This is a genomic window from Bradyrhizobium sp. 33ap4 (genome assembly GCF_032654765.1).
In the GTDB taxonomy this organism is placed as follows: domain Bacteria; phylum Pseudomonadota; class Alphaproteobacteria; order Rhizobiales; family Xanthobacteraceae; genus Bradyrhizobium; species Bradyrhizobium australafricanum.
In genome coordinates this window covers 95,975-117,536 of the sequence record NZ_JAUMTJ010000015.1, presented here as the reverse complement: position 1 = coordinate 117,536, position 21,562 = coordinate 95,975, and the positions used below count along the sequence as shown (strand labels likewise).

The window sequence follows — 21,562 nt, the reverse complement described above, 5'->3', positions numbered from 1 at the left end:
CGCTCTCAGCCGGCGAAGGCCTTGTCGAGATCGGCGATCACGATCTTCTGCATCTTCAGCATCGCCTGCATCGCGCGGTCGGCTGCCTTGCGATCGGGGGCGCTGAGATAGCGGCCGAGCGCGGTCGGGATCACCTGCCAGGACAGGCCGAAGCGGTCCTTGAGCCAGCCGCAGCGCGATTCCTGGCCGCCGTCGGTGAGCTTTTCCCAGAAGTAGTCCACCTGCTCCTGGGTCTCGACGCTCAGGAAGAACGACACCGCCTCGTTGAACTTGTGCTGCGGCCCGCCATTGAGCGCGTGGAACCGCTGCCCCTCGAGTTCGAAGCTCGCCATGAAATCGCTGACGGTCTCGATCTTGGCGTTCGGAAACACCGATTGGTAGAAGGCGACCGCGTCGCGGACGTTGTTGTCGAGCCAGAGGAACGGCGTGATCGAAGTCATGACGGGAAATCCTCACTAGCGAGTGATCGGGTGGACCTGCGCGACGGCACGCGAAGGCTGCGCCGCAGGGCGCGCCCCAAGGACGCACCAAACCGCCGCATCCCGACATTTCCTGCCGGTCTTTTTTCGATGGTTTCGGCAGGGGCGCGCCGGGCCGGCGCGGCCTTAATTGGCGCTGCCGATCAGGCTTTCCAGCAGGCGCTTGAGTTCAGTGGTCGACTTGTCGCCATAGCTCTCGACGATGTGCTCTTCCTGGCTCACCGCGAGCGAGTTGAGCCGCCGGCACAGCGCTTTGCCGCGGTCGGAGACGAACATCAGCACCTTGCGGCGATCCTTGGGATCCTGGACGCGATAGACCAGGGCGTCCGACACCATGCGGTCGATCATCTTGGTCAGCGTCGGATGGTTGAGCAGCACAGCATCGGCAAGCTCGCCCATCGAGTGGCCGTTGCCGTCGGACAGCACTTTCAGGATGCGCCACTGCTCGACCGGCACGCCTTCCTTGGCGAGCCGCGTCTCCAACTGCCGGTTGATCTCCCGGTTGGCTTGCGCCAGCAGGTAGGCGAGATGTTCGGTGATCGGGGAATTTTCTTTCGGCGGTTTAGCCACGGCGTGAGACCTGGTTCCTGACCCGGTGAATGAATGTCCGGCAACTCATGCCGTTTCTATATGCACTTCAATTGTTGAATATTCAATATTTTCACCTAGGATATTCCCCCAACCAAGGGGCGGATGCCGCGACCGCCCGCTGGCTGCGTTGCGTACTGCTTCCCAGACAGGAGTTGGCGTGCTCTCGACGGTCTCTTTCCAGGCGTATGGCGGCATGCCCGTCCCGCCGCCGCTGCTGTTTCGAAATCCGTCGTCCTGCGCGGCCGATCTCGCTTTGACCCTCAAGCCCGGCTCGTCGCGCCGTCGCGGCACCGACAGCAAGCTTCGAATCGGCAATTTCATCACCTTCTCCGGCGCGCCCGGGATCTGGGGGCCGATCTCCGCCAACAGCGTCATGCTCGCGGTCGCCGAGATCAACCGCCGCGGCGGCATCCGCGGCCGCGAGGTCGAATTGTCGATGTACGACGCCGGCGGCCCGATCGAGGAGGTGGTGCGCCGCGCCGAGCGGGCGATCGCCTTCGACGAGATCGACGTGATCATGGGCTCGCATATCTCGGCGGTGCGGCTCGCGCTGCGCAAGGTCACGGCCGGCCGCATCCCCTATGTCTACACGCCGGTCTATGAGGGCGGCGAGCGGACGCCCGGGGTGATGGCGATCGGCGAGACGCCGCGCGCGGAAAGCCGGCCGGCGATCCACTGGCTCACCGAGGTCAAGAAGGCGCAGCGCTGGTATCTGATCGGCAGCGATTATGTCTGGCCCTGGCAGTCGCATCGCGCGGTGAAGCGCTACATCAAGGAGGCCGGCGGCCATGTCGTCGGCGAGGAATTCGTCCCGCTCGGCGAGGACAATCACGAGCCGCATCTGGCGCGGATTCGCGCAGCACGGCCCGATGTCGTGCTGATCACCCTGATCGGCACCGACAGCATCACCTTCAACCGCGCCTTCGCCGAGGCCGGGCTTGCCGCGACCACGCTACGTTACGCCGGCGCGATGGACGAGACCGTGATGCTCGGCATCGGCCCGGACTCGACCCAAAACCTGTTCTGCGCCTCCGGCTATTTCGGCTGCATCGATTCGCGCGCCAATGACGACTTCCGGACCGGCTACCGCGCGATGTTCGGGGCGCATGCGCCGCCGATCGGCTCGGTCGGGCAGTCGAACTATGAGGGGATGCGCTTTCTCGAAGCGGCGGCCAACCAGGCGCGCTCGCTGTCGATCGGACCGCTGTCCGCCGCAGCGCACAACCTCGTCTACAGCGGCGCCCGCGGCACCGTCACCCTTCGCGACGGCCGCGCTGAGATGCCGATCTATCTTGCCGAGGCCGACGGTCTCGACTTCAATGTGATCAGGACGATCTAGATGGACCGGGCGATGCCGCGCTCGCCGCGCGGCTTGCCGGTGCCAGACAGGAGCAGGTGTGCATTCGACGCCCTACGTCATGGCCCGAACCTTGAGCAACAGGTATGGCGGCCTTCCATGCCCGCCTTCCCTGCTGTTCCGGAACCTGACGTCGGCGCGGTCCGATCGGGTGTTTTCTCCGATGGATCGGGACGGTTTCGGTCCGCGCGGTGCGCGCAGCCGGCTGCGGATCGCCGGCTTCGTCTGCTGCACCGGTTCGCCCGGGATGTGGGGACCGGCCGCGACCTCGAGCGCACAGCTCGCCGTCGCCGACATCAACCGGCGCGGCGGCATCCTCGGCCGCGAGGTCGAGTTCTCGGTCTATGACGCCGGCGGACCGATCGAGGACGTACTCGACCGCGCCGAGCAGGCGATCGCGTCCGACGACGTCGATCTCATCATGGGCATGCACACGAGCGCGGTGCGCGTCGCGTTGCGTGGCCTGATCACCCGCAGCAAGATCCCCTACATCTACACGCCGGTCTATGAGGGCGGCGAGCGGACGCCCGGCGTCATCGCGATCGGCGAGACGCCGCGCTGGCAGAACCGGCCGTCGATCCACTGGCTGGCCGAGGCGAAGCGCGCCTCGCGCTGGTACCTGATCGGCAGCGACTATGTCTGGCCATGGCAGTCGCACCGCGCGGTGAAGCGTTACATCAAGGAGACCGGCGGTCTTGTGGTCGGCGAGGAGTTCGTGCCGGTCGGCGAGGATAATCACGAGGCGCAGTTGGAACGCATCCGCGCCGCGAAACCCGATGTCGTGCTGATCTCGCTGATCGGCACCGATAGCGTGACCTTCAACCGCGCCTTCGCCGATGCCGGCCTTGCCGCCACCACGCTGCGCTTTGCCGGCTGTTTCGACGAGACGGCGCTGCTCGGCATCGGCGCCGACAAGACCGAGAACCTGTACTGCGCCTCCGGCTATTTCCCCTCCGTCGGCTCGCAGGCCGGCGACGATTTCAGGGATCGCTATCGCGCGATGTTCGGTGCGTTCGCGCCGCCGGTCGGCTCGTGCAGCGAGTCCGCCTATGAAGGGTTCTGCCTGCTCGAGGCCGCCGCCAAGCGCGCCGGCACGCTGGACATGCGGCCGCTGCTCGCGGCGGCGGACAACCTCGTCTATCGCGGCCCGCGCGGTCCGGTCACGGTGCGCAGCGGCCATGCCAGGATGCCGATGTATCTCGCCGAAGCCGACGGTCTCGACTTCAGGGTGATCAAGCCGATCTGAGCAGTGCGACAGCGTCGCCGGAAGGTCTTGCGAAATAATACTTGAAAAGGAAAATATTTCCGTTTTCAATACAGCAACGGGGTGAGCGGTTCGCGCGGGCAACGCGCCGCTGCGCCCTGCGTCGAGGGATCAAATCCAAAGATCAAAACTATCAGGAGAGCGCCGTGACCGTCGTCCTTCCCACGCCAACGCAACTTCGTGCCGTCGCCGAGCAGTGCGGCCTGTCACTGACCGATGAGGATGTGGCCTCGTTCCGCGGCCTGATGCAGGGCTCGATCGACGCCTACAACGTGATCGCCGCGATGCCGGACGAGCTGCCTGCGGTGAAATATCCGCGCACGCCCGGCTATCGCCCGGCGCCAGAGGAGAACCCGCGCAACGCCTGGTACTACAAGTCGACCGTGAAGGGCGCGGCGTCCGGCAAGCTCAAGGGCAAGACGGTGGCGCTGAAGGACAACATCATGCTGGCCGGCGTGCCGATGACGAACGGCTCGTCGACGCTGGAAGGCTATATCCCCGATTTCGACGCCACCATCGTCACGCGGATGCTCGATGCCGGCGCCGAGATCGCCGGCAAGACCCATTGCGAGCACTTCTGCCTGTCCGGCGGCAGCCACACCAACTCTTACGGAGCGGTGCACAATCCGCACAAGATGGGCTATTCGGCCGGCGGCTCGTCGTCGGGCTCCGGCGTCGTGGTCGCGCTCGGCGAGGTCGACATGGCGATCGGCGGCGACCAGGGCGGCTCGATCCGCATGCCGTCCTCGTTCTGCGGCACCTACGGCATGAAGCCGACCTGGGGCCTCGTGCCCTATACCGGCATCATGCCGATCGAGATCTTCGTCGACCACACCGGACCGATGACCGCGACGGTGGAGGACAACGCGCTGCTGCTCGAAGTGATCGCCGGCGACGACGGCTACGATCCGCGCATCAAGGCGCCCAAGGTCGAGGATTACACCAAGGCGCTGGGCAAGGGCGTCAAGGGCATGAAGATCGGCATCCTCAAGGAAGGCTTCGAGCAGCCGACCGCGGAAGCCGCGGTCAATGAAAGCGTTCGCGAGGCGGCCAAGCGCTTCAAGGACCTCGGTGCGTCGGTCGACACCGTGTCGATCCCGATGCACATGGTCGGCCCCGCGATCTGGACCCCGATCGGCACCGAAGGCCTGACCCAGACCATGATGTTCGGCGACGGCTACGGCCTCAGCCGGCCCGACCTCTATTCGACCTCGCTGATGGATTTCCATCGCGGCTGGCGCCGCCAGGCGGATTCGCTGTCGGAGACCACCAAGCTGTTCATGATGCTCGGCACCTACATCAACAACAGCTTCGGTCCGCGGTTCTACGGCAAGGCGCTCAACATCTCGCGCCGCCTCACCGCGGCCTATGACAAGGCGTTCAAGGACTATGACCTGCTGCTGCTTCCGACCACGCCGATGAAGGCGCCGGCGCTGCCGGCGGCCAATGCCAGCCGCGAGGAATATGTCGCCCGCGCGCTCGAGATGATCACCAACACCGCGCCGTTCGACATCACCCATCACCCGGCGATGTCGCTGCCCTGCGGCATGGTCGACGGCCTGCCGATCGGGTTGATGCTGGTCGGCCGGATGTTCGAGGAATCCACCATCTACCGCGCCGCGCACGCCTTCGAGCAGGCCGGCGACTGGAAGAAGATGTGAGGCGCCGCTTGTTGCAGACCCAGGCTGGATGGATCGAGCGCCATGGCTAGCACTTTTGCCGCGGCGTTCGAGATCGTGAGCTTCGGCGCGATCATCGTGCTGGTGGTGCTCGGGCTCGGCATCATCGCCAGCATGATGGGCATCTTCAACTTCGCGCAGGGCGAGTTCGTCCTGCTCGGGGCCTATGTGACCTATCTGGCCTACGCCCACGGCGCGCCGGTCTGGGCCGGCATGGTCGCGGCGCCCTTCGTGGTCGGCGCGATCGGCTTCGTGCTGGAGGCGCTGATCATCAGGCGGTTCTACGCCGCGCCGATCGTGGCGATGCTCGGCACCTATGCGCTCGGCCTGATCATCCGCGAGAGCGTGCGCGGCCTGATCGGCGGCTTCTACCTCACGGTGCCGGAGCCGATCGGCGGTTCGATCGACCTCGGCTCCGTCCACATCTCGGCCTGGCGCTTCACCATCATCGTGATCACGCTCTTGGTGATGGGTGGCTGCTATCTCTTGCTGGCGCGCACCTCGTTCGGGCTTCGGGTCCGCGCCACGCTGGAGAATCCGGCGCTGGCGCGCGCGTCGGGCATCTCGACGCCGCTGATCTACGGGGCGACCTTCGCGTTCGGCGCGGCGCTGGCCGGGCTTGCCGGCGCGCTGATCGTGCCGGTGTTCAGCCTGTTCGCCGATCTCGGCATCCGCTTCCTGATCCAGGGCTTCGTCGCCGTGATGGTTGGTGGGGTCGGCTCCTTCATCGGTCCGGTCGCCGGCGCCGGTGTGATCGGCACGCTCAGCGCGGCGCTGCCATGGGTGATGTCCCCTGTCGTCGCCGACGTCCTGGTCTTCGTGCTCGCCATTGCCTTCATCAAATTCCGCCCGCAGGGCCTCATATCGGGAAAAGGGGTTTAGTCAGATGTTCGATCGCACCAATCTCACGCGCCGCCGCTTCATGAGCAATTTCGCGTTCGCGACCGGCGCGCTCGCGACCGGGGTCGGCAGTTGGGTGGTCAGGCCCGACTGGGCCAACGCCGCCGAGGGACCGATCAAGGTCGGTATCGCGACCGACCTGACCGGCCCGATCGCCTATGCCGGCAACGCCGACGCCAACGTCGCCAAGATGGTGATCAAGGAGATCAACGCCGCCGGCGGCCTGCTCGGCCGGCCGCTCGAGCTCTATATCGAGGACACCGCCTCGAACGAATCGGTCGCGGTCGGCAATGTCCGCAAGCTGATCCAGCGCGACAAGGTCGACATGGTGCTGGGCGGCATCACCTCGTCGATGCGCAACGCGATCAAGGATCCGATCGTGGCGCGCGGCAAGACGCTCTACATCTATCCGCAGCTCTACGAGGGCAAGGAGTGCACGCCCTATCTGTTCTGCACCGGACCGACCCCGGCGCAGCAATGCGACACCTTCATTCCCTGGCTGATCAAGAACGGCGGCAAGAAGTTCGCGCTGCCGAGCGCCAACTATGTCTGGCCGCACACGCTCAACGTCTACGCCCGCAAGGTGATCGAGTCGAACGGCGGCGAGGTGGTGTTCGAGGAATACTACCCGCTCGACCAGGTCGATTTCTCGGCCACCGTCAACCGCGTCATCTCCAACAAGGTCGACGTCGTCTTCAACACCGTGATCCCGCCCGGCGTCGGCCCGTTCTTCAAGCAGCTCTATGAAGCCGGCTTCCTCAAGAACGGCGGGCGGCTCGCCTGCGTCTACTATGACGAGAACACGCTCAACATCAATCAGGCCAACGAGATCGAGGGCCTTGCGAGCTGCCTCGACTATTTCAAGGTGCTGACCAAGGAGGATCCGTTCGACGCCAAGCTCCAGGCAGCCTATGAGAAGGATTTCCCCGGCAACTTCCTGTTCGCGGCCGGCAGCGCCGCCACCGGAACCTATCGCGGCCTCAAGCTGTGGGAGGCGGCGGTCAAGGAGGCCGGCAAGGTCGACCGCGACTCCGTTGCGGCCGCGCTCGACCACGCCAAGATCGCCGAAGGGCCGGGCGGACCGGCGGAGATGGTGCCGGGCAAGCGTCACTGCAAGATGAAGATGTACACCGCTGTTGCCAAAGGCGGGAACTATGAGATCGTCGCGCGCAGCGACGGTCTCGTTGATCCCAAGGAATGCTGAGCGATCCATGGTTGGAGCAAGAGAGGCTGTCGCACGCGTCGGTGAGGAACCAGATGTCGTGACGGGCAAGGGTACACCGGCCGCAAGCGCGCCGGCGGGACGGACATCGGCAGGATGGAAGATCCTGCCGATCGTGGAGGGGCTGGTGCTGCTGATCGCACTGGTCCTGCCATGGGTGCTGCAGGATTATCTCACGGTGTTCGCCACCCGCGTGGTGATCCTCGCGCTATTCGCGCTGTCGTTCGACCTGGTGTGGGGCTATGCCGGCATCATGAGCTTCGGCCAGGCGCTGTTCTTCGGCGCCGCCGGCTACGGCGTGGCACTGATGGCGCGCGATCTCAACGTCACCTCGATCCTCCTGATCCTGCCCGCCGGCACGCTGATCGGGCTCACCGCGTCGCTGCTGCTCGGCGGCTTCCTGCTGCTCGGGCGTTATCCCTCGAGCGTGATCTTCGTCTCGCTCGGCACCCTCACCGGCTCCTATGCCGCGGACCGGCTGGCGCGCGGCTGGTACTATCTCGGCGGCCAGAACGGCATCCCGTCGATCCCGCCGCTCACCCTCGGCAGCTACGAGTTCGAGGAGGGGCCGATCTACTACTACATGGTGCTCGGCATCCTCGTGGTCGTCTATCTGCTCTGCCGCTTCCTGGTCCGCTCGCAATTCGGCCTCGCGCTCGCCGGCCTGCGCGAGAACGAGCAGCGCATCGCCTTCTTCGGCTACAAGGCGCAGCATCTGAAGGCGATCATCTTCGCGGTCGGCGGCACCATCGCCGGTCTCGCCGGCAGCCTCTATGCCTTCCACGAGGGCTTCGTCTGGCCCAACATGCTGGGCGTCGTGTTCTCGACCCAGGTTGTGCTCTACGTCCTGTTCGGCGGCTCCGGCACGTTGATCGGCGCCGTGATCGGCACCGTGATCATCGAGGGCGTCAGCTTCTGGCTGTCGGACAATTACCGCGACGTCTGGCCGATCATCCTCGGCGTGCTGCTGCTGCTCGTCATCATGTTCCGGCCGCTCGGGCTGATCTCCTTCGTGCTCGGCGAGCGCGAGCGGGTCGGCAGTTTCGGCAAAGCCCCGAAGGAGACCGGCAATGCCGCTCCTTGAGGCGCAAGGCATCAGCAAAGTGTTCGGCAAGCTGACCGCGCTCGACGGTGCGGCGCTGACCGTCGGCGAGAACGAGTTCCACGGCCTGATCGGCCCGAACGGCTCGGGCAAGAGCACGCTGATGAAATGCGTCGCCGGCGCCGAGGTGCCGACCACCGGCAAGGTCAGCTTCATCAACACTGACATCACGGCGTTCACGCCGACCGAGCGCGCCCGCGCCGGCATGAGCCTGAAGTTCCAGATCACCTCGGTGCTGCCGACGCTGACGCTGTATGACAACATCCTGCTGGCGCTGCAGGCGCACTGCTCGCTGTTCGACCTCGTGCTGTCGCGCACCCGCAAGAAGCTGCACGATCAGGTGATGACGATGCTGACCCAGTTCCGGCTCGCCGATCGCGCGCATGATGCCGCCGCGGCGCTGTCGCACGGCCAGCAGCAATGGCTCGAGATCGCGATGGCGCTCGCCGGCAAGCCGCGGCTGTTGCTGCTGGACGAGCCGACCGGCGGCATGAGCCTCGAGGAGCGCCGCGTCACCGGCGAGCTGTTGCAGCCGATCAAGCAGCATTGCTCGCTCGTCATCGTCGAACACGACCTCGATTTCATCCGCGACATCTGCGACCGCCTAACCGTGCTCGACCAGGGCAAGGTGCTGGCCTCGGGAACGGTCGCGGAAATCCAGGCCAACAAAAGCGTCCAGGAGATCTATCTTCGCCGTGCCTGAGCAAACCTTCCTCGATATCCGGCATCTCGATGCCGGTTATGGCCGCAGCCAGGTCCTGTTCGATGTCAACATCGGCATCCCCTGGCGCGGCGGCGTCGCCGTGCTCGGCCGCAACGGCGCCGGCAAGACCACGCTGATGAAGACCATCGTCGGCGAGCTCACGAGCTCGCAGGGCGAGTTGTTCTTCGACGGCCGCGACATCACCCGCCGCCGCACCGAGGAGCGGGTGCGCTCCGGCATCGGCTATGTGCCGCAGGAGCATTCGGTGTTCGCCCGCCTGTCGGTGCGCGACAACCTCGCCGTCGGCTCGCTGTTCAATTCCGATGCCAGCGCCGTCGATCGCGTGCTGGCCATCTTTCCGAAACTCGGCCAGCGGCTCGACCAGCCGGCCGGCACGCTGTCCGGCGGCGAGCGCAAGATGCTGGCGATCGGCCGCGCCATGCTCGGCAATCCAAAGCTGCTGCTGCTGGACGAGCCGACCGAAGGCGTCTGGATCGGCGTGATCGAGGAGATCACCGAACGGCTGATCGAGCTCGCCAAAAGCATCTCGGTCGTGATCGTCGAGCAGCATCTCGACCTCGCGCTGCGCGTCGCCGACTATGCCTATGTGCTGGACCGCGGCCGCGTCGCGCTGCAGGGCGGCGCCAGCGAGGTGCGGAGCGATCCGGAACTGCTGCGCTATCTGGCGCCGTAGCAGGCTTCAATGCGGCAGGCGGTCGGCCTTGCGGCCGATCACGCCGTCTCCCGGCGTCCGCGTCCGCCGTGCCGATCGCATCTCGCGACGCACATACCAGGCCGCGACCGAGCAGATCAGCCAGGCCAGCGATGCCGCGATGAAGGCGGCCGGGACGCTGCGGCCCACCGTCAGCGCGAAGACGACGGCGAATGCCAGCATGCCGACCGCGCCGAGCGCAGCGCCCGCCGCATCGAGCGCCGCGGCCTGCTGCCCGCGCCACGTGCCATCGAGGCCGGCGTTCCGCTTGCGGCGGATTTCATGCTTCTCGATCAAGGTCGCGCTGGCGCAGAAGATGGCGGGGAGTGCAAGAAAGGCGCCGCCGACATAGGCGCCGCACGTGCTGCTGATCAGTCCGGTCAGGACGGTGGCGCCGCCACCGAGCACGAAGCGGATCAGATATTCGGTCCACCGGCTTTCCCTGAGCGAGGACAGTGAGACGCGGACCGGTGTCATGCCTGTCCTCCGGCAACGCCCAGCAAGCCGAAGACGATCGCGAGCCAGACGACAAGCGCCAGCAAGGTGGCGGGGGCAGCGCGGAGCCTCGCGCGAATCAGCAATTGGCAGACCACGAAGCTATAGATGGCAAGCGCAACGGCGCCAGCCATCATCGCGCGGCTCTGCAGGCCGGCATAGTCGGTGCCGTGCTGGTACACGGCGATGCCGAGGGTGGCGAGCGCAACCGACGGCGCCGCGCCGAACAGCCCGGCGAAGCTCTTCGGACGCAGCACGTCACCCAGCATCGCGAAGGCCGACACCACGGCCCCGCCCACGAGAAAGCGGATGACATATTCGCTCATCGCGCCTTGCCCCGCGGTGGATCGTCACCGGGATAGCCGGTCCACAATCGCAGCAGCCGCTCGAGAAGTGCTCCGAGCCCGAATCCCGCGATCACGTCGCTCGTCCAGTGTGCGAGAACCATAATGCGCGTCAGCGAGAGGCCGACCGCGAGTGCCTGGATTGGGCGGCGCGCGCCGGCGGGCAATGTCGCTGCCGCCGACGCCAGCGCGCCCATATGCAGCGCGTGGCCGGATGGGAAGGCGTCGTCGCGCTTGCCAGAGATCGGGATGCCGTTGGCATGGCCGGCCACGGTCAGGCGATCCGGGCGAGTCTGGTTGAACAGCAACTTCAGGCCATGCGGCAGCAGCGATGCTGCGACCGTCACCAGCAGCGCGTGATTGCCGGCGCGCTCGAGCGAGGCACCGCGCCCGCGCGAGGCGAGCCAGCCTGCGGCGGCGAGCGCAAGCAGGACCTTTTCGTCAGCGCCCCAGGTCAGTGTGCGGGCGATCTCTTCCGGCGCAGGTGCGGTGTTGCGGGCGATCGCACGCGCGATCATGGCGTCCGCCGCGGTCGGGCGAATGGTGATCGGGAAGGGGGCGCCTCGCTGGCGGCGTGCGCGAACTCGGGTTGTCGTATCCATGGTCAGGTTCCCATCCAACGCACCAGGCGCGGCATGGGTCCTAATCGGCGTGCAAGGAACCAAATGCAGATCGATGCTCTTGAACTCTTGCCCGTCTCGACCCGATCCCAAGGCTCAATCCCGAGGCTTATCCCGAGGCTTCGCGCGCCAATGGGGAGGGCGGGCGATGGATTGTAGGCAGGGAGAGGTGTCGATGACGGAGCCGGACGTTCGCAAGGGGATGCCGCCGGTCAAGCTTTCGCGCGATGAATTCGAACGGCGCTACCGCAAGCGATTTGCCGATCCGGTCTTTCAATCCATGCAGACGGAGCTTGCGACGATCATCGCCGGCGCCTGGGACGCCTATCGTCATTCGCGCAAGGCGCCGGTTACCCGCAAGGCCGGCCCCGGTTTTGCCGATCCCGACTATGATCTCGCGGTCGATTGGCTGTCCGCGCGCGATGCCATCGATGAAGCGCAACGCAGGCACGACGATCCAAACGAAGCGCCGCATATCCTGCTGATCAACGGCTCCTCGCGCAGCGAACATACGTGTCCCGGCGAGATGTCCAAAAGCTGGCGCATGGTCGAGATCGCCGAGGCCGCCTTCCGCGAGATGGGCCTCGCGGTCGATGTGCTCGATCTGTCGCGGCTGACGTCCGAGTTCGGCAGGGAGATTCACCCCTGCAAGTCCTGCGTGTCGACCTCGATGGCGCTCTGCCACTGGCCGTGCAGCTGCTATCCAAACTACTCGCTCGGGCAAACCGACGACTGGATGAACGAGATCTATCCGCTCTGGGTGCGCGCACACGGCATCATGATCATCTCGCCGGTCAACTGGTACCAGACGCCGACCGGGCTCAAGGCGATGATCGATCGCCTGGTCTGCGCCGATGGCGGCAATCCCGATCCGACCTCGACCCACGGCAAGACCGCGAGCAAAGCCAAGGCGCTCGAACTCAAGGGCTGGCCATACCCCAAGCATTTGCGCGGCCGGCATTTCGGGATCGTGGTCCACGGCGACAGCGTCGGTGCGGAAACATGCCGCCGCTTTCTTGCGGATTGGCTCACCGACATGGAGCTGATCTCGGCCGGCGGCAGGGCCGAGATCGATGGCTATGTCGGCTACATGAAGCCCTATGCGACGTCGCATCGCGATCTCGACGAAGACAAGGCCTTCCAGGAACAGGTGCGCAATGTCGCGCAGGCGCTCGGCGCCGCCGTCGACCTCGCGCGCACCGGACATCTGGAAGATCCCGGCAAGGGGCTTGAGGACCCGCGGCCGAAGTAGGGTGGAATCCGGGTTCCCAAAGGAACGAAGCGCCCCGGCTGCCCGTTAGGCCGCGGGAGGAAGTCACAATGCGCTATATTTCGATTGCAGCTCTTGTTGCTGCTGCCGTGATGAGCAGCGGTGCCGCGTTGGCGCAGCATTCCGGTACGCCATCGGAACAGAGCGCGTGCACGCGCGATGCACAGCGCTTCTGCCGGAAGGACCTCGGCAATGACGGCGCCGTGCAGAGCTGTCTCCAGATGAAGCGGGCCAGCCTGAGCCGAAGCTGCAAGAAGGTTTTCGAAAGCCACGGAATGTAACCCGTCGCCTGCCAACGCGCATGCGACGTGACGGAGCGTGGCGTTTGAAGCCGCGAGCTGGCGGTGCGGCGCCTTGAGTGCGATCGGCGCCCGGCCTCCCTGCGCGCTCTGCCAACGGAGAGGGCGGAACGAAGAGCAAAGCTCGGACAAATCATGTCGCGAGAACGTTGTGGTGTGACTCACAGACCGCGCCACACACTCAATGTCGTCCTGGCGAAAGCCAGGACCCATTACCCAAATGAGAGTTGTTGCGCGACGCTGGGGCCACGATCCCATTCACGATCAAGTTCGGCGGTTATGGGTCCCTGCTTTCGCAGGGACGACGGCTGGAAATAGTTTGCGCTACAGCAGCATTGCGACAAGCGGCAGCGAGCTGTCTTCGCGCAGACGCGCCCCGCCTACTTCACCGCCGAGAAGCGGGTGTCGAACGAGTTGGTCTGCACCACAGGCGCGGAGCCGGCGAGTTGGGTCGACGACGACGGGGCCGGTGCGGCGGCTGCGGCCGTGGTCACTGCCGGCTTCGGCGCGGGCTTGGCGGCCTGCTTCGGCTCAGCCTTGGGGGCGACGCGAACCACCGATTGCGGCTTGGCCTCGGCGACCTTCGGCTTGGCTGGTGCGGCAGCGGCCGGAGCCGGCGCGGTCGTCTTGCTGGCGTCGGCGGTGCCGCCGATCCCGACCTTGCGGGCAAAGCTGGAGAAGAAGCCTTCGGATTTGTCAGAGGTGGATTTGTCAGAGGCGGATTTGTCAGAGGCGGATTTGTCAGAGGCGGATTTGTCGGACGCGTTCGCCGAGGCAACGCGGATGCCGGCTGACGATGCGGTGGACGACGTCGTCGCCACGACCGGCTCTTCCTGCTGGACCGCGAGATTGGGCTTCGGCGGATTGACCGTACCGGGGATCGTGCCGGGCGCGCGCGCCAGCGACATCGAGGCCAGCGCCTGGCTGTCGCCGCCTTCGGAGAGGCCGGTGTTTCCTTCCGGAATCTTCGAGGCGAAGATCGCGTTCATGCCGCCGTCGATGCCGGTGTTGAGGCGCGCAACGGGCGTGCCCTTGGATACCAGCTTGGCGGTCTCGGCGGCGTCCTTCTGCTCCTTCTCGTGCACGGCGCTCGCGATCTCCTCGGGGATCACATAGGCCGGGCACTTCGCGGAGGCGTCGAACACCGGATCGCGTGTCGCGCCCGGCGCCTTCACCGCGTCGAACACGTACTTCTTCTCGCAGAAGTCGACCTTCGGCTCCTGCTTCGTCACCTCGAAATGATCGTAGCCTTCCTTGATCATCTTCCAGAAAGGCATGTTCGGATTGTTGCGGTGCTTGGCCATGTTCACCGGCGTCATCCGGAACGGATAGGCCTGCAGCTGGAATGCCTTCTGGCCGCCGAAGAAGGATTCGCGGCCGAGCGAGTAGATTTCGGCGATCTGCTCGTCCGTCATCGCGTAGCAGCCGCGCGAGGAGCAATCGCCGTGCACCATCAGCTGCGAGCCGGTGCGGCCGAGCGCCTTGTCGAAGGCGTTGGGATAGCCGGTGTTGAACGACAGGTAATAGGCCGATTGCGGGTTCATCTGGCTCGGGTTGATCGAATAGAACCCTTCGGGCGCCTGGCGGTCGCCTTCGCGGACCTTCGGACCGAGGTCGCCCGACCAGCGGCAGATCGGATAGGTCTTGAGCAGCGCGAACTGGCCGGAGCGGTTTTGCTTCCAGACCTCGAGCTCGGCCTCCTGCTTGAACAGCCGCACCAGGATCGGCGACTGCATGTCCATGTCCTTTTCGGTCATGGCAGCGACGAGCTTTGGCGGGACCGGCTGGTTGGCCTTGGCGTTCTGCGCGAGCGAGATCTGGTCGCTGTCACAACCGGCGAGCATGACGCCTGCGGCGAGGACCGCCGAGGTCAGAAGCGCGCGTACGAGCGTGCGATGAGTCAAGTCCGAGCTCCACACCCACCGGGCGATTTTCGCGACCCCAACACGGCGAATATGCCCTGAAGCCATTGTGTAAAATATTAGCCTTCGACGACCCCTGCTCGCAACCTGAACCGGGGCGGACAGCCCTCACGGTAGCAGGCATGGTTCAAGGAATGTTAAAGACCCGGCTCGGGGCCCAATTACGGCAAAATTGGTCGATTTGGACGAAAAATCGGGCGGTTGGGGCGCCTCAGCCGAGCTTGCGGCCGATATCGAGGAATTTCTGGCGCCGCTGTTTGCGAATCGCGTCTGGATCAAGATTTCGTAGGTCGTTGAGCGCCTGGGCGATGGCATCGCCCGTGGTCGCGATCATCGCGCCCGCGTCGCGATGAGCGCCGCCGGACGGCTCCTTCAGGATCTGGTCGATCACGCCGAAGCGCAGCATGTCCTGGGCGGTGATCTTCATGCTGTTGGCGGCTTCCTGCGCCTTGGTGCCGTCGCGCCACAGGATCGAGGATGCCGCCTCCGGCGAGATCACGCTGTAGATCGCATGCTCCATCATCAGGACGCGGTTCGCCGTGGTGATGGCGATGGCGCCGCCCGACATGCCTTCGCCGGTGACGATCGCGACATTGGGCACACCGAGCGACAGGCAGGCGTCGGTCGAGCGCGCGATCGCCTCGGCCTGGCCGCGTTCCTCGGCGCCGATGCCGGGATAGGCGCCGGCGGAATCGACGATCGACAGCACCGGGATGCCGAACCGGTCGGCCATTTCCATCAGGCGCACCGCCTTGCGGTAGCCTTCGGGGCGCGCCATGCCGAAATTGTGCTTGATGCGGCTCTCGGTGGTGGCGCCCTTCTCCTGGCCGACCACACAGATGCTCTCGCCGCGGAAGCGGCCGAAGCCGCCGACCAGGGCCTCGTCGTCGGCGAATTTGCGGTCGCCGGCCATCGGCGTGAATTCGGTGATCAGGCCGCCGATGAAATCGGTGAAGTGCGGCCGCTGCGGATGCCGCGCCACCAGCGTCTTCTGCCACGGCGTCAGATTGGAATAGAGCTCGGTGAGCGCCTGCGCCGCCTTGTCCTCGATCCGCGCGACCTCGTCGCCGATGTCGCTGCCGCTCGCGGCAAGCGCACGCAACTCGTCGATCTTGGATTCAAGCTCGGCGACGGGTTTTTCGAAGTCGAGATAGCTGCGCATCGGGTCGGGCATCAACTCAATATAGGGAAGATCGGTGCGAGGGGCGAAGCGGTTTCGGCGTCGGAAAGAGAAGCTTTGTAACTTCAAAAGGTTAACGCGCATCCGGGTGGAATGCACGCTTCGGGATCGCAAGCAAGTGACGCTCTTTCTGCGGAGACGAAGCGGAAGTCAAGGCGGATCAGATGAAGGTATCGAGGTCTCTGGGCTTCGGATCCCTAGGACTTCTCCGCCAACGGGTGCAGGTCGCGGACCAGGCTCTTCAGCCGCTCCTCGACCACATGGGTGTAGATCTGGGTGGTCGAGATGTCGGTGTGGCCGAGCAGGGTCTGCACGATGCGCAGGTCCGCGCCATTGTGCAGCAGATGGCTGGCAAACGCATGACGCAGCACGTGCGGGGAGACCAGCCGCGGCGCAAGGCCGGAGGCGCTCGCGAGCTCCTTCAGATCGCGGGCGAAATGCTGCCGGGTCAGATGGCCGCTCTCGCCGGAGGACGGAAACAGCCATTTCGCCGGCGCGGCCTTCTTCGCCTTCGGCTGCATCACCTCCAGCGCTGCGAGATAGTCTGCCATCGCCTGGCGCGAGGCGTCGTTCAGCGGCACCAGCCGCTCCTTGTTGCCCTTGCCGCGCACCACGATCATCCGCGCATCGCGCCGCGCCGCCGAGACCGGTAGCGACACCAGCTCGGAGACGCGCAGGCCGGTGGCGTAGAGCACCTCGAGCAGGCAATACAGCCGCAGCGCGCGCAGCCGCTGCGCCGGCGAGACGTCGGTCTGGGTCAGTTCCTTGGCGCGGGTCAGCATGCGGTCGACATCGGCGATCGACAGCACCTTGGGCAGGCCGCGGCCGCGCTTCGGGCCGGACAGGATCGCGGCCGGATCGTCGGTGCGGACCCGCTCATTGAGCAGGAAACGGTAGAGATGCCGCATCGCCGACAGCCGCCGCGCCACGCTGGTCGACTTGAAGCCTCTGACATCGAGGTCGGCGAGGTAGCCACGCAGCGTCTCGGTGTCGGCGCTGGTGAAATCGGCGCCGGCATGGGCGAGGTAGTCGGAGAAATCGGTGAGGTCGCGCCGGTAGGCGTCGAGCGTGTTGGCGCCGGCGCCCTGTTCCGCGGCGAGCATGTCGAGGAACAACGCGGTCAGTCTGGCGTCGGAGCACTTGGCGAGGGTCTTGGCGGGATTTTTGGCAGCAGCGGGCATGCCGGAATCATAGCGTCTATTTCTTGAGGAACTTATCCGGTGAGATGGTCACCGTCATTTCCCGCGGTTTCGGGTGCACGAAATTCGCCAGCGCGAAGACGATGCCGTAGCCGATCCCGAAAATCACGGCGACGACCGTCAGGAAGCGGAACAGGCTGGGCATGGAGGCGACTCGGGCGGCGAATTAACCAATGAAATCATCCAACATGTTCCCCGCGCGGTTGCAAGAGTCGCTGGTAAGGGTGTCGCCGGGGGTAGTATAGGTGGCTCGAATTCTGAACAATTCGTCCCAATATCCGAGCTTTTTGATGTCCGACGCAGCCGTACCGGCGCCCACCCACCCGACCCTGGAGGCCGACATCGCGGCCGCGCTGGGGACGCGGTCGATCGTGCTGGTCGGCATGATGGGGGCCGGCAAGTCGACCATCGGCCGGCGGGTGGCGGCGCGACTCAAGCTGCCGTTCACCGATGCCGACACCGAGATCGAGGCGGCGGCGGACATGACGATCCCGGAGATCTTCGAGAGCAAGGGCGAGCCGTATTTCCGCGACGGCGAGGCGCGGGTGATCGCCCGTATCCTCGGCAATGGCCCGGTCGTGCTGGCGACCGGCGGCGGCGCCTTCATGCGCGAGGAGACCCGCAACCGGATCCGCGACCGCGCGATCTCGATCTGGCTCAAGGCCGACAGTGATATCATCATGCGCCGGGTGCGCCGCCGCGCCGATCGTCCGCTGTTGCACACCCCCGACCCGGAGGCGACTGTCAACCGCCTGCTCAGCGAGCGCGAGCCGGTCTACGGCACCGCCGATTTGACGATTGCCTCGCGCGACGTGCCGCACGACCGCATCGTCGACGAATGCCTCGAGGCCCTGCATGCGCATCTGTGCGGTGCGCGTCCGGCCGACGAGCAACCACCTGTGATGGATTGAACGCGACCTCATGACTGCGCCCTTGAAACATTCCGCCTCAGTTACCGTCGACGTCGCGCTCGGCGACCGCGCCTATGACATCGTGATCGGCCGCGACGTGCTGCAGTCGCTCGGCGAGCGTGTCGCGGCGCTGCGGCCCGGCGTGCGTACCGCCATCGTCACCGACCGCACCGTCGCCAAGCACTGGCTGGAGCCGACCGAGGCGTCGCTCGCCGCCGCGGGGGTGCCGACGTCGCGGATCGTCGTCGAGGAGGGCGAGGGCTCGAAGAGCTATGCCACGCTGACCGAGGTCAGCGAGGCGCTGATCGCGGCGAAGATCGAGCGCAATGACCTCGTGATCGCGCTCGGCGGCGGCGTGGTCGGCGATCTCGCCGGCTTCGCGGCCGCGATCCTGCGCCGCGGCGTCGATTTCGTGCAGGTGCCGACCTCGCTGCTGGCGCAGGTCGATTCCTCCGTCGGCGGCAAGACCGGCATCAACTCGCCGCAGGGCAAGAACCTGATCGGCGCATTCCACCAGCCGGTGCTGGTCATCGCCGACACCTCGGTGCTCGACACGCTGTCGCCGCGCCAGTTCCGCGCCGGCTACGCCGAGGTCGCGAAATACGGCATCCTCGGCGACGAAGCCTTCTTCGCCTGGCTCGAGAAGAACCACACCGACATCTTCGCCGGCGGCGCCGGGCGCGAGCACGCGATCGCAACCTCCTGCCGCGCCAAGGCGGGCGTCGTCTCGCGCGACGAGCGAGAGACCGGCGAGCGGGCGCTGCTCAATCTCGGCCATACCTTCGGCCATGCGCTGGAAGCCGCAACCGGCTTCTCCGACCGGCTGTTCCACGGCGAGGGCGTCGCGGTCGGCATGGTGCTGGCGGCGGAATTCTCGGCGCAGCTCGGCATGATTTCGTCCGACGATGCGGGGCGCATCGCGCGTCATCTGTCCGCGGTCGGATTGCCGACGCGCCTGCAGGATATCGCAGGCTTAGCGCAGGAAGGCCTTGCCGACGCCGACGCGCTGCTGGCGCTGATGGCGCAGGACAAGAAGGTCAAGCGCGGCAAGCTCACCTTCATCCTGCTGGAGGCCGTCGGCCGCGCCGTGATCGCCAACAATGTCGAGCCGCAGCCGGTGCGCGACTTCCTGCAAGCCAAGCTGAAGGCCTAGACCGGGATGCCTCTCCTTCGGATCGTCATCCCGCTCTATCTTTTTGATTTGAGCATGATCCTTTCGGAAAACCGCTACACACTTTTCCGGATCATGCTCTAGCCACGGATCAGTTCAGTGGGATGGTTCACCTTCTCGATCGTGCTGCTCTGCCTGTTCATCTCGGCGTTTTTCGCGGCGAGTGAGACGGCGCTGACCGGCGCCTCGCGCGCCAGCATGCTGCGGCTGTCGAAGCAGGGCAACGCCGATGCCGGTGTGGTCTCCAAGCTGGTCAACATGCGCGAGCGCATGATCGGCGCGCTGCTGCTCGGAAACAACATCGCCAATATCGGCGCCTCGGCGCTGGCGACCGGCGTGTTCACCGCCTGGTTTGGCGACGTCGGCGTGCTCTATGCCACCGCTGTCATGACCGTGATGGTCGTGGTGTTTGCAGAGGTGCTGCCCAAGACCATCGCGATCAACGCGCCCGACCGCATCTCGCTTTTGGTCGCGCGGCCGATGCGGCTGACAATCTTCGTGCTGGGGCCGCTGCTCACCATCATCGAGACCATCGTGCTGGCGCTGATGAAGCTGCTCGGCATCAAGGTCGGGGCGCATCAGGCGGTGCTGTCGCCGACCGAACGTCTGCGCGGTGCGGTCGATCTGTTGCATCACGAGGGCAAGGTCGAGAAGCAGGATCGCGACATGCTCGGCGGGTTGCTGGATCTCAGCGAACTGCAGGTCTCCGACGTCATGGTCCATCGCACCGAGATGACCATGGTCAACGCCGACCTGCCGCCCGAGGAACTGGTGCGCGAGGTGCTGGCGAGCGAATACACCCGCATCCCGCTGTGGCGGGAGAAGCCGGAGAACATCGTCGGCGTGCTCCACGCCAAGGACCTGCTGCGCGCGATGCGCGCCAACGAGGGTGACATGTCGGCGATCGATGCCTCGGCGATCGCGCTGCCGCCCTGGTTCGTGCCGGAGATGCGTCCGGTCTCCGAACAGCTGAAGGCGTTCCGTCGCCGCAAGACCCACTTCGCCCTCGTGGTCGACGAGTATGGCGAGGTCGAAGGCATGGTGACGCTGGAGGACATTCTGGAGGAGATCGTCGGCGACATCTCCGACGAGCATGACGTCGTCGTTGCCGGCGTGCGGGCGCAGCCGGACGGCTCGGTCGTGGTCGACGGCTCGGTGCCGATCCGTGATCTCAACCGCGCGATGGACTGGCGCCTGCCGGACGAGGAGGCGACCACCGTCGCCGGCCTCGTGATCCACGAGGCGCGCTCGATCCCGGAGCGCGGCCAGAGCTTCACCTTCCACGGCTTCCGCTTCCGCGTGCTCCGCCGCGAGCGCAACCGCATCACCGCGCTGCGCATCGTCGCCGTCCCGCGCGAGGCCGAGCTGGAGGAGAAGAAGCCGAAGCGGGCGGGGACGGCGTTCTAGTTCGAATTGGCCAGTCTCCTAGCACCGTCACCCTGAGGAGCGCGCATCGCGCGCGTCTCGAAGGGTCGACGGCCCGGCCGGTGGCCGTGCATCCTTCGAGACGCTGCTTCGCGGCTCCTCCAGCGACAAAGGCGCAGCCTTTGCGCGGGGATGACGGATCAGGCAGCGGCGTGGACCTACTCGATATCGATCGAGATGCCCGACAGCTTCCAGGCGCCGTCGGAGGGGATGAAGCCGAGCTGATACTTCACCTGCTTGGGCGTGGTGTCGAAATGTCCCTTCAGTCGCAGCACGCCCTTGTCGTCGATCCTGGCGTCCTCGTCGAGAACGATCGGCTTGGCAACCACGGCGTCGAACACCGCATGCTTGTCGACCAGATCCTTGAAGATGGTCTTGAGCTTGTCGGGTGGAAACTGGTCGCGGAACGGCTTTGAGATCTTGGCGTGGAACACGGTGAAATTGTTCGCGGCCACCGCATCGTTGAGCGACACCAGGATGCTCTTGATCAGCACCTCCTGGACGAACGGGCTCGGCATGTCCAGCGCGGAGGCCGGGCGCATCGCGCAGATCAGGAGCAGGCCGGCGGTGACGATCGACCGGAAACGTGGCCAGCAACGGATCATCAATGGCCCCATATCATGCGTGGCGGTGCAATCCGTAGTTTCACCTGCTCACCTATGGAGCAGGTCCATCCTGTTCTCATAGAGGAAAACCACCGCTTCGTCTTGAGGCAAG

The 21,562-nt window shown here is 65.6% G+C and carries 23 protein-coding genes and 1 pseudogene; 14 read left to right on the top strand and 10 right to left on the bottom strand.

The window, feature by feature from the left end; genetic code table 11:
• Positions 1–5: 5 nt before the first annotated feature.
• Positions 6–440 (bottom strand): VOC family protein, encoded by a 435-nt coding sequence (locus Q2M23_RS13935; RefSeq protein ID WP_168858585.1) that lies wholly within the window; start codon positions 438–440, stop codon positions 6–8.
• Positions 441–605: 165 nt separating this feature from the next.
• Positions 606–1,049 carry a MarR family winged helix-turn-helix transcriptional regulator gene (locus Q2M23_RS13930; protein ID WP_016847408.1) on the bottom strand — a complete coding sequence of 148 codons (444 nt, stop codon included), beginning with the start codon at positions 1,047–1,049 and terminating at the stop codon, positions 606–608.
• 178 nt (positions 1,050–1,227) lie between these two features.
• Here Q2M23_RS13930 and Q2M23_RS13925 point away from each other — a divergent pair, with 178 nt between their 5' ends.
• The 8 genes from Q2M23_RS13925 (at position 1,228) to Q2M23_RS13890 (ending at position 9,991) form a co-directional block, all read left to right on the top strand.
• Positions 1,228–2,409, top strand: coding sequence for a substrate-binding domain-containing protein (locus Q2M23_RS13925; RefSeq protein WP_316395897.1), 1,182 nt, complete (start codon positions 1,228–1,230; stop codon positions 2,407–2,409).
• 79 nt (positions 2,410–2,488) lie between these two features.
• A complete protein-coding gene (locus Q2M23_RS13920) occupies positions 2,489–3,673 on the top strand; it encodes a substrate-binding domain-containing protein (protein WP_316395912.1) in 1,185 nt (394 codons plus the stop codon).
• A 164-nt stretch (positions 3,674–3,837) separates the two neighbouring features.
• Complete coding sequence (locus Q2M23_RS13915) at positions 3,838–5,352, top strand: amidase (RefSeq protein ID WP_316395895.1); 1,515 nt, start codon at positions 3,838–3,840, stop codon at positions 5,350–5,352.
• A 42-nt stretch (positions 5,353–5,394) separates the two neighbouring features.
• Positions 5,395–6,252 (top strand): branched-chain amino acid ABC transporter permease, encoded by an 858-nt coding sequence (locus Q2M23_RS13910; RefSeq protein WP_028337306.1) that lies wholly within the window; start codon positions 5,395–5,397, stop codon positions 6,250–6,252.
• Between the two features lie 4 nt (positions 6,253–6,256).
• Complete coding sequence (locus Q2M23_RS13905) at positions 6,257–7,474, top strand: substrate-binding protein (protein ID WP_057015630.1); 1,218 nt, start codon at positions 6,257–6,259, stop codon at positions 7,472–7,474.
• Positions 7,475–7,481: 7 nt separating this feature from the next.
• On the top strand, positions 7,482–8,576 hold the full coding sequence (locus tag Q2M23_RS13900; protein ID WP_410469723.1) for a branched-chain amino acid ABC transporter permease: 1,095 nt from the start codon (positions 7,482–7,484) through the stop codon (positions 8,574–8,576).
• Complete coding sequence (locus tag Q2M23_RS13895; RefSeq protein WP_028343255.1) at positions 8,563–9,297, top strand: ABC transporter ATP-binding protein; 735 nt, start codon at positions 8,563–8,565, stop codon at positions 9,295–9,297. The genes Q2M23_RS13900 and Q2M23_RS13895 overlap by 14 nt, the downstream gene beginning before the upstream one ends.
• Entirely contained in the window at positions 9,290–9,991 is a 702-nt protein-coding gene (locus Q2M23_RS13890; RefSeq protein WP_225162720.1) for an ABC transporter ATP-binding protein, read from the top strand. Before Q2M23_RS13895 ends, Q2M23_RS13890 begins: the two co-directional genes overlap by 8 nt.
• 6 nt (positions 9,992–9,997) lie before the next feature.
• Here the strand turns inward: Q2M23_RS13890 and Q2M23_RS13885 are convergent, their stop codons facing one another.
• The 3 genes from Q2M23_RS13885 to Q2M23_RS13875 are packed head-to-tail and all read right to left on the bottom strand — an operon-like array spanning position 9,998 to position 11,450.
• Positions 9,998–10,486 carry a DUF3147 family protein gene (locus tag Q2M23_RS13885; protein WP_316395892.1) on the bottom strand — a complete coding sequence of 163 codons (489 nt, stop codon included), beginning with the start codon at positions 10,484–10,486 and terminating at the stop codon, positions 9,998–10,000.
• Complete coding sequence (locus Q2M23_RS13880) at positions 10,483–10,830, bottom strand: DUF3147 family protein (RefSeq protein ID WP_057015633.1); 348 nt, start codon at positions 10,828–10,830, stop codon at positions 10,483–10,485. The genes Q2M23_RS13885 and Q2M23_RS13880 overlap by 4 nt, the downstream gene beginning before the upstream one ends.
• Entirely contained in the window at positions 10,827–11,450 is a 624-nt protein-coding gene (locus Q2M23_RS13875; protein WP_253638078.1) for a phosphatase PAP2 family protein, read from the bottom strand. The genes Q2M23_RS13880 and Q2M23_RS13875 overlap by 4 nt, the downstream gene beginning before the upstream one ends.
• Before the next feature lie 193 nt (positions 11,451–11,643).
• Here Q2M23_RS13875 and Q2M23_RS13870 point away from each other — a divergent pair, with 193 nt between their 5' ends.
• The 3 genes from Q2M23_RS13870 (at position 11,644) to Q2M23_RS44005 (ending at position 14,153) form a co-directional block, all read left to right on the top strand.
• Complete coding sequence (locus Q2M23_RS13870) at positions 11,644–12,720, top strand: flavodoxin family protein (RefSeq protein WP_316395890.1); 1,077 nt, start codon at positions 11,644–11,646, stop codon at positions 12,718–12,720.
• Positions 12,721–12,788: 68 nt separating this feature from the next.
• Positions 12,789–13,019 (top strand): hypothetical protein, encoded by a 231-nt coding sequence (locus Q2M23_RS13865; RefSeq protein ID WP_057015635.1) that lies wholly within the window; start codon positions 12,789–12,791, stop codon positions 13,017–13,019.
• A 420-nt stretch (positions 13,020–13,439) separates the two neighbouring features.
• Complete coding sequence (locus tag Q2M23_RS44005; RefSeq protein WP_410469724.1) at positions 13,440–14,153, top strand: pentapeptide repeat-containing protein; 714 nt, start codon at positions 13,440–13,442, stop codon at positions 14,151–14,153.
• A gap of 278 nt (positions 14,154–14,431) precedes the next feature.
• On the opposite strand, the pseudogene Q2M23_RS44000 reads toward Q2M23_RS44005, so the two are convergent.
• The 4 genes and pseudogenes from Q2M23_RS44000 to Q2M23_RS13845 form a co-directional block, all read right to left on the bottom strand.
• Positions 14,432–14,773: pseudogene (locus Q2M23_RS44000) on the bottom strand (L,D-transpeptidase family protein); the annotation flags it as partial.
• 397 nt (positions 14,774–15,170) lie between these two features.
• Positions 15,171–16,133 (bottom strand): acetyl-CoA carboxylase carboxyltransferase subunit alpha, encoded by a 963-nt coding sequence (locus tag Q2M23_RS13855; RefSeq protein WP_253638075.1) that lies wholly within the window; start codon positions 16,131–16,133, stop codon positions 15,171–15,173.
• A gap of 203 nt (positions 16,134–16,336) precedes the next feature.
• On the bottom strand, positions 16,337–17,320 hold the full coding sequence (gene xerD, locus Q2M23_RS13850) for a site-specific tyrosine recombinase XerD (RefSeq protein ID WP_316395888.1): 984 nt from the start codon (positions 17,318–17,320) through the stop codon (positions 16,337–16,339).
• 16 nt (positions 17,321–17,336) lie between these two features.
• Complete coding sequence (locus tag Q2M23_RS13845; protein WP_253638074.1) at positions 17,337–17,483, bottom strand: histidine kinase; 147 nt, start codon at positions 17,481–17,483, stop codon at positions 17,337–17,339.
• A 145-nt stretch (positions 17,484–17,628) separates the two neighbouring features.
• Here Q2M23_RS13845 and Q2M23_RS13840 point away from each other — a divergent pair, with 145 nt between their 5' ends.
• The 3 genes from Q2M23_RS13840 to Q2M23_RS13830 all read left to right on the top strand — a co-directional run bounded on the left by Q2M23_RS13840 (position 17,629) and on the right by Q2M23_RS13830 (position 20,827).
• Entirely contained in the window at positions 17,629–18,249 is a 621-nt protein-coding gene (locus Q2M23_RS13840; protein WP_076824827.1) for a shikimate kinase, read from the top strand.
• A 10-nt stretch (positions 18,250–18,259) separates the two neighbouring features.
• On the top strand, positions 18,260–19,402 hold the full coding sequence (aroB, locus tag Q2M23_RS13835) for a 3-dehydroquinate synthase (protein WP_316395887.1): 1,143 nt from the start codon (positions 18,260–18,262) through the stop codon (positions 19,400–19,402).
• A gap of 117 nt (positions 19,403–19,519) precedes the next feature.
• On the top strand, positions 19,520–20,827 hold the full coding sequence (locus Q2M23_RS13830; RefSeq protein ID WP_316395886.1) for an HlyC/CorC family transporter: 1,308 nt from the start codon (positions 19,520–19,522) through the stop codon (positions 20,825–20,827).
• A gap of 176 nt (positions 20,828–21,003) precedes the next feature.
• On the opposite strand, the gene Q2M23_RS13825 is transcribed toward Q2M23_RS13830, so the two are convergent.
• A complete protein-coding gene (locus tag Q2M23_RS13825) occupies positions 21,004–21,450 on the bottom strand; it encodes a hypothetical protein (protein WP_076824822.1) in 447 nt (148 codons plus the stop codon).
• Positions 21,451–21,562: the final 112 nt, after the last annotated feature.

Coding starts and splice junctions, on each gene's coding strand:
- Q2M23_RS13935 (WP_168858585.1), bottom strand. CDS start 440: ATGACTTCGATCACGCCGTTCCTCTGGCTCGACAACAACGTCCGCGAC.
- Q2M23_RS13920 (WP_316395912.1), top strand. CDS start 2,489: ATGGCCCGAACCTTGAGCAACAGGTATGGCGGCCTTCCATGCCCGCCT.
- Q2M23_RS13910 (WP_028337306.1), top strand. CDS start 5,395: ATGGCTAGCACTTTTGCCGCGGCGTTCGAGATCGTGAGCTTCGGCGCG.
- Q2M23_RS13905 (WP_057015630.1), top strand. CDS start 6,257: ATGTTCGATCGCACCAATCTCACGCGCCGCCGCTTCATGAGCAATTTC.
- Q2M23_RS13900 (WP_410469723.1), top strand. CDS start 7,482: ATGGTTGGAGCAAGAGAGGCTGTCGCACGCGTCGGTGAGGAACCAGAT.
- Q2M23_RS13895 (WP_028343255.1), top strand. CDS start 8,563: ATGCCGCTCCTTGAGGCGCAAGGCATCAGCAAAGTGTTCGGCAAGCTG.
- Q2M23_RS13885 (WP_316395892.1), bottom strand. CDS start 10,486: ATGACACCGGTCCGCGTCTCACTGTCCTCGCTCAGGGAAAGCCGGTGG.
- Q2M23_RS13880 (WP_057015633.1), bottom strand. CDS start 10,830: ATGAGCGAATATGTCATCCGCTTTCTCGTGGGCGGGGCCGTGGTGTCG.
- Q2M23_RS13875 (WP_253638078.1), bottom strand. CDS start 11,450: ATGGATACGACAACCCGAGTTCGCGCACGCCGCCAGCGAGGCGCCCCC.
- Q2M23_RS13870 (WP_316395890.1), top strand. CDS start 11,644: ATGACGGAGCCGGACGTTCGCAAGGGGATGCCGCCGGTCAAGCTTTCG.
- Q2M23_RS13865 (WP_057015635.1), top strand. CDS start 12,789: ATGCGCTATATTTCGATTGCAGCTCTTGTTGCTGCTGCCGTGATGAGC.
- Q2M23_RS13855 (WP_253638075.1), bottom strand. CDS start 16,133: ATGCCCGACCCGATGCGCAGCTATCTCGACTTCGAAAAACCCGTCGCC.
- xerD (WP_316395888.1), bottom strand. CDS start 17,320: ATGCCCGCTGCTGCCAAAAATCCCGCCAAGACCCTCGCCAAGTGCTCC.
- Q2M23_RS13845 (WP_253638074.1), bottom strand. CDS start 17,483: ATGCCCAGCCTGTTCCGCTTCCTGACGGTCGTCGCCGTGATTTTCGGG.
- Q2M23_RS13840 (WP_076824827.1), top strand. CDS start 17,629: ATGTCCGACGCAGCCGTACCGGCGCCCACCCACCCGACCCTGGAGGCC.
- aroB (WP_316395887.1), top strand. CDS start 18,260: ATGACTGCGCCCTTGAAACATTCCGCCTCAGTTACCGTCGACGTCGCG.
- Q2M23_RS13825 (WP_076824822.1), bottom strand. CDS start 21,450: ATGATCCGTTGCTGGCCACGTTTCCGGTCGATCGTCACCGCCGGCCTG.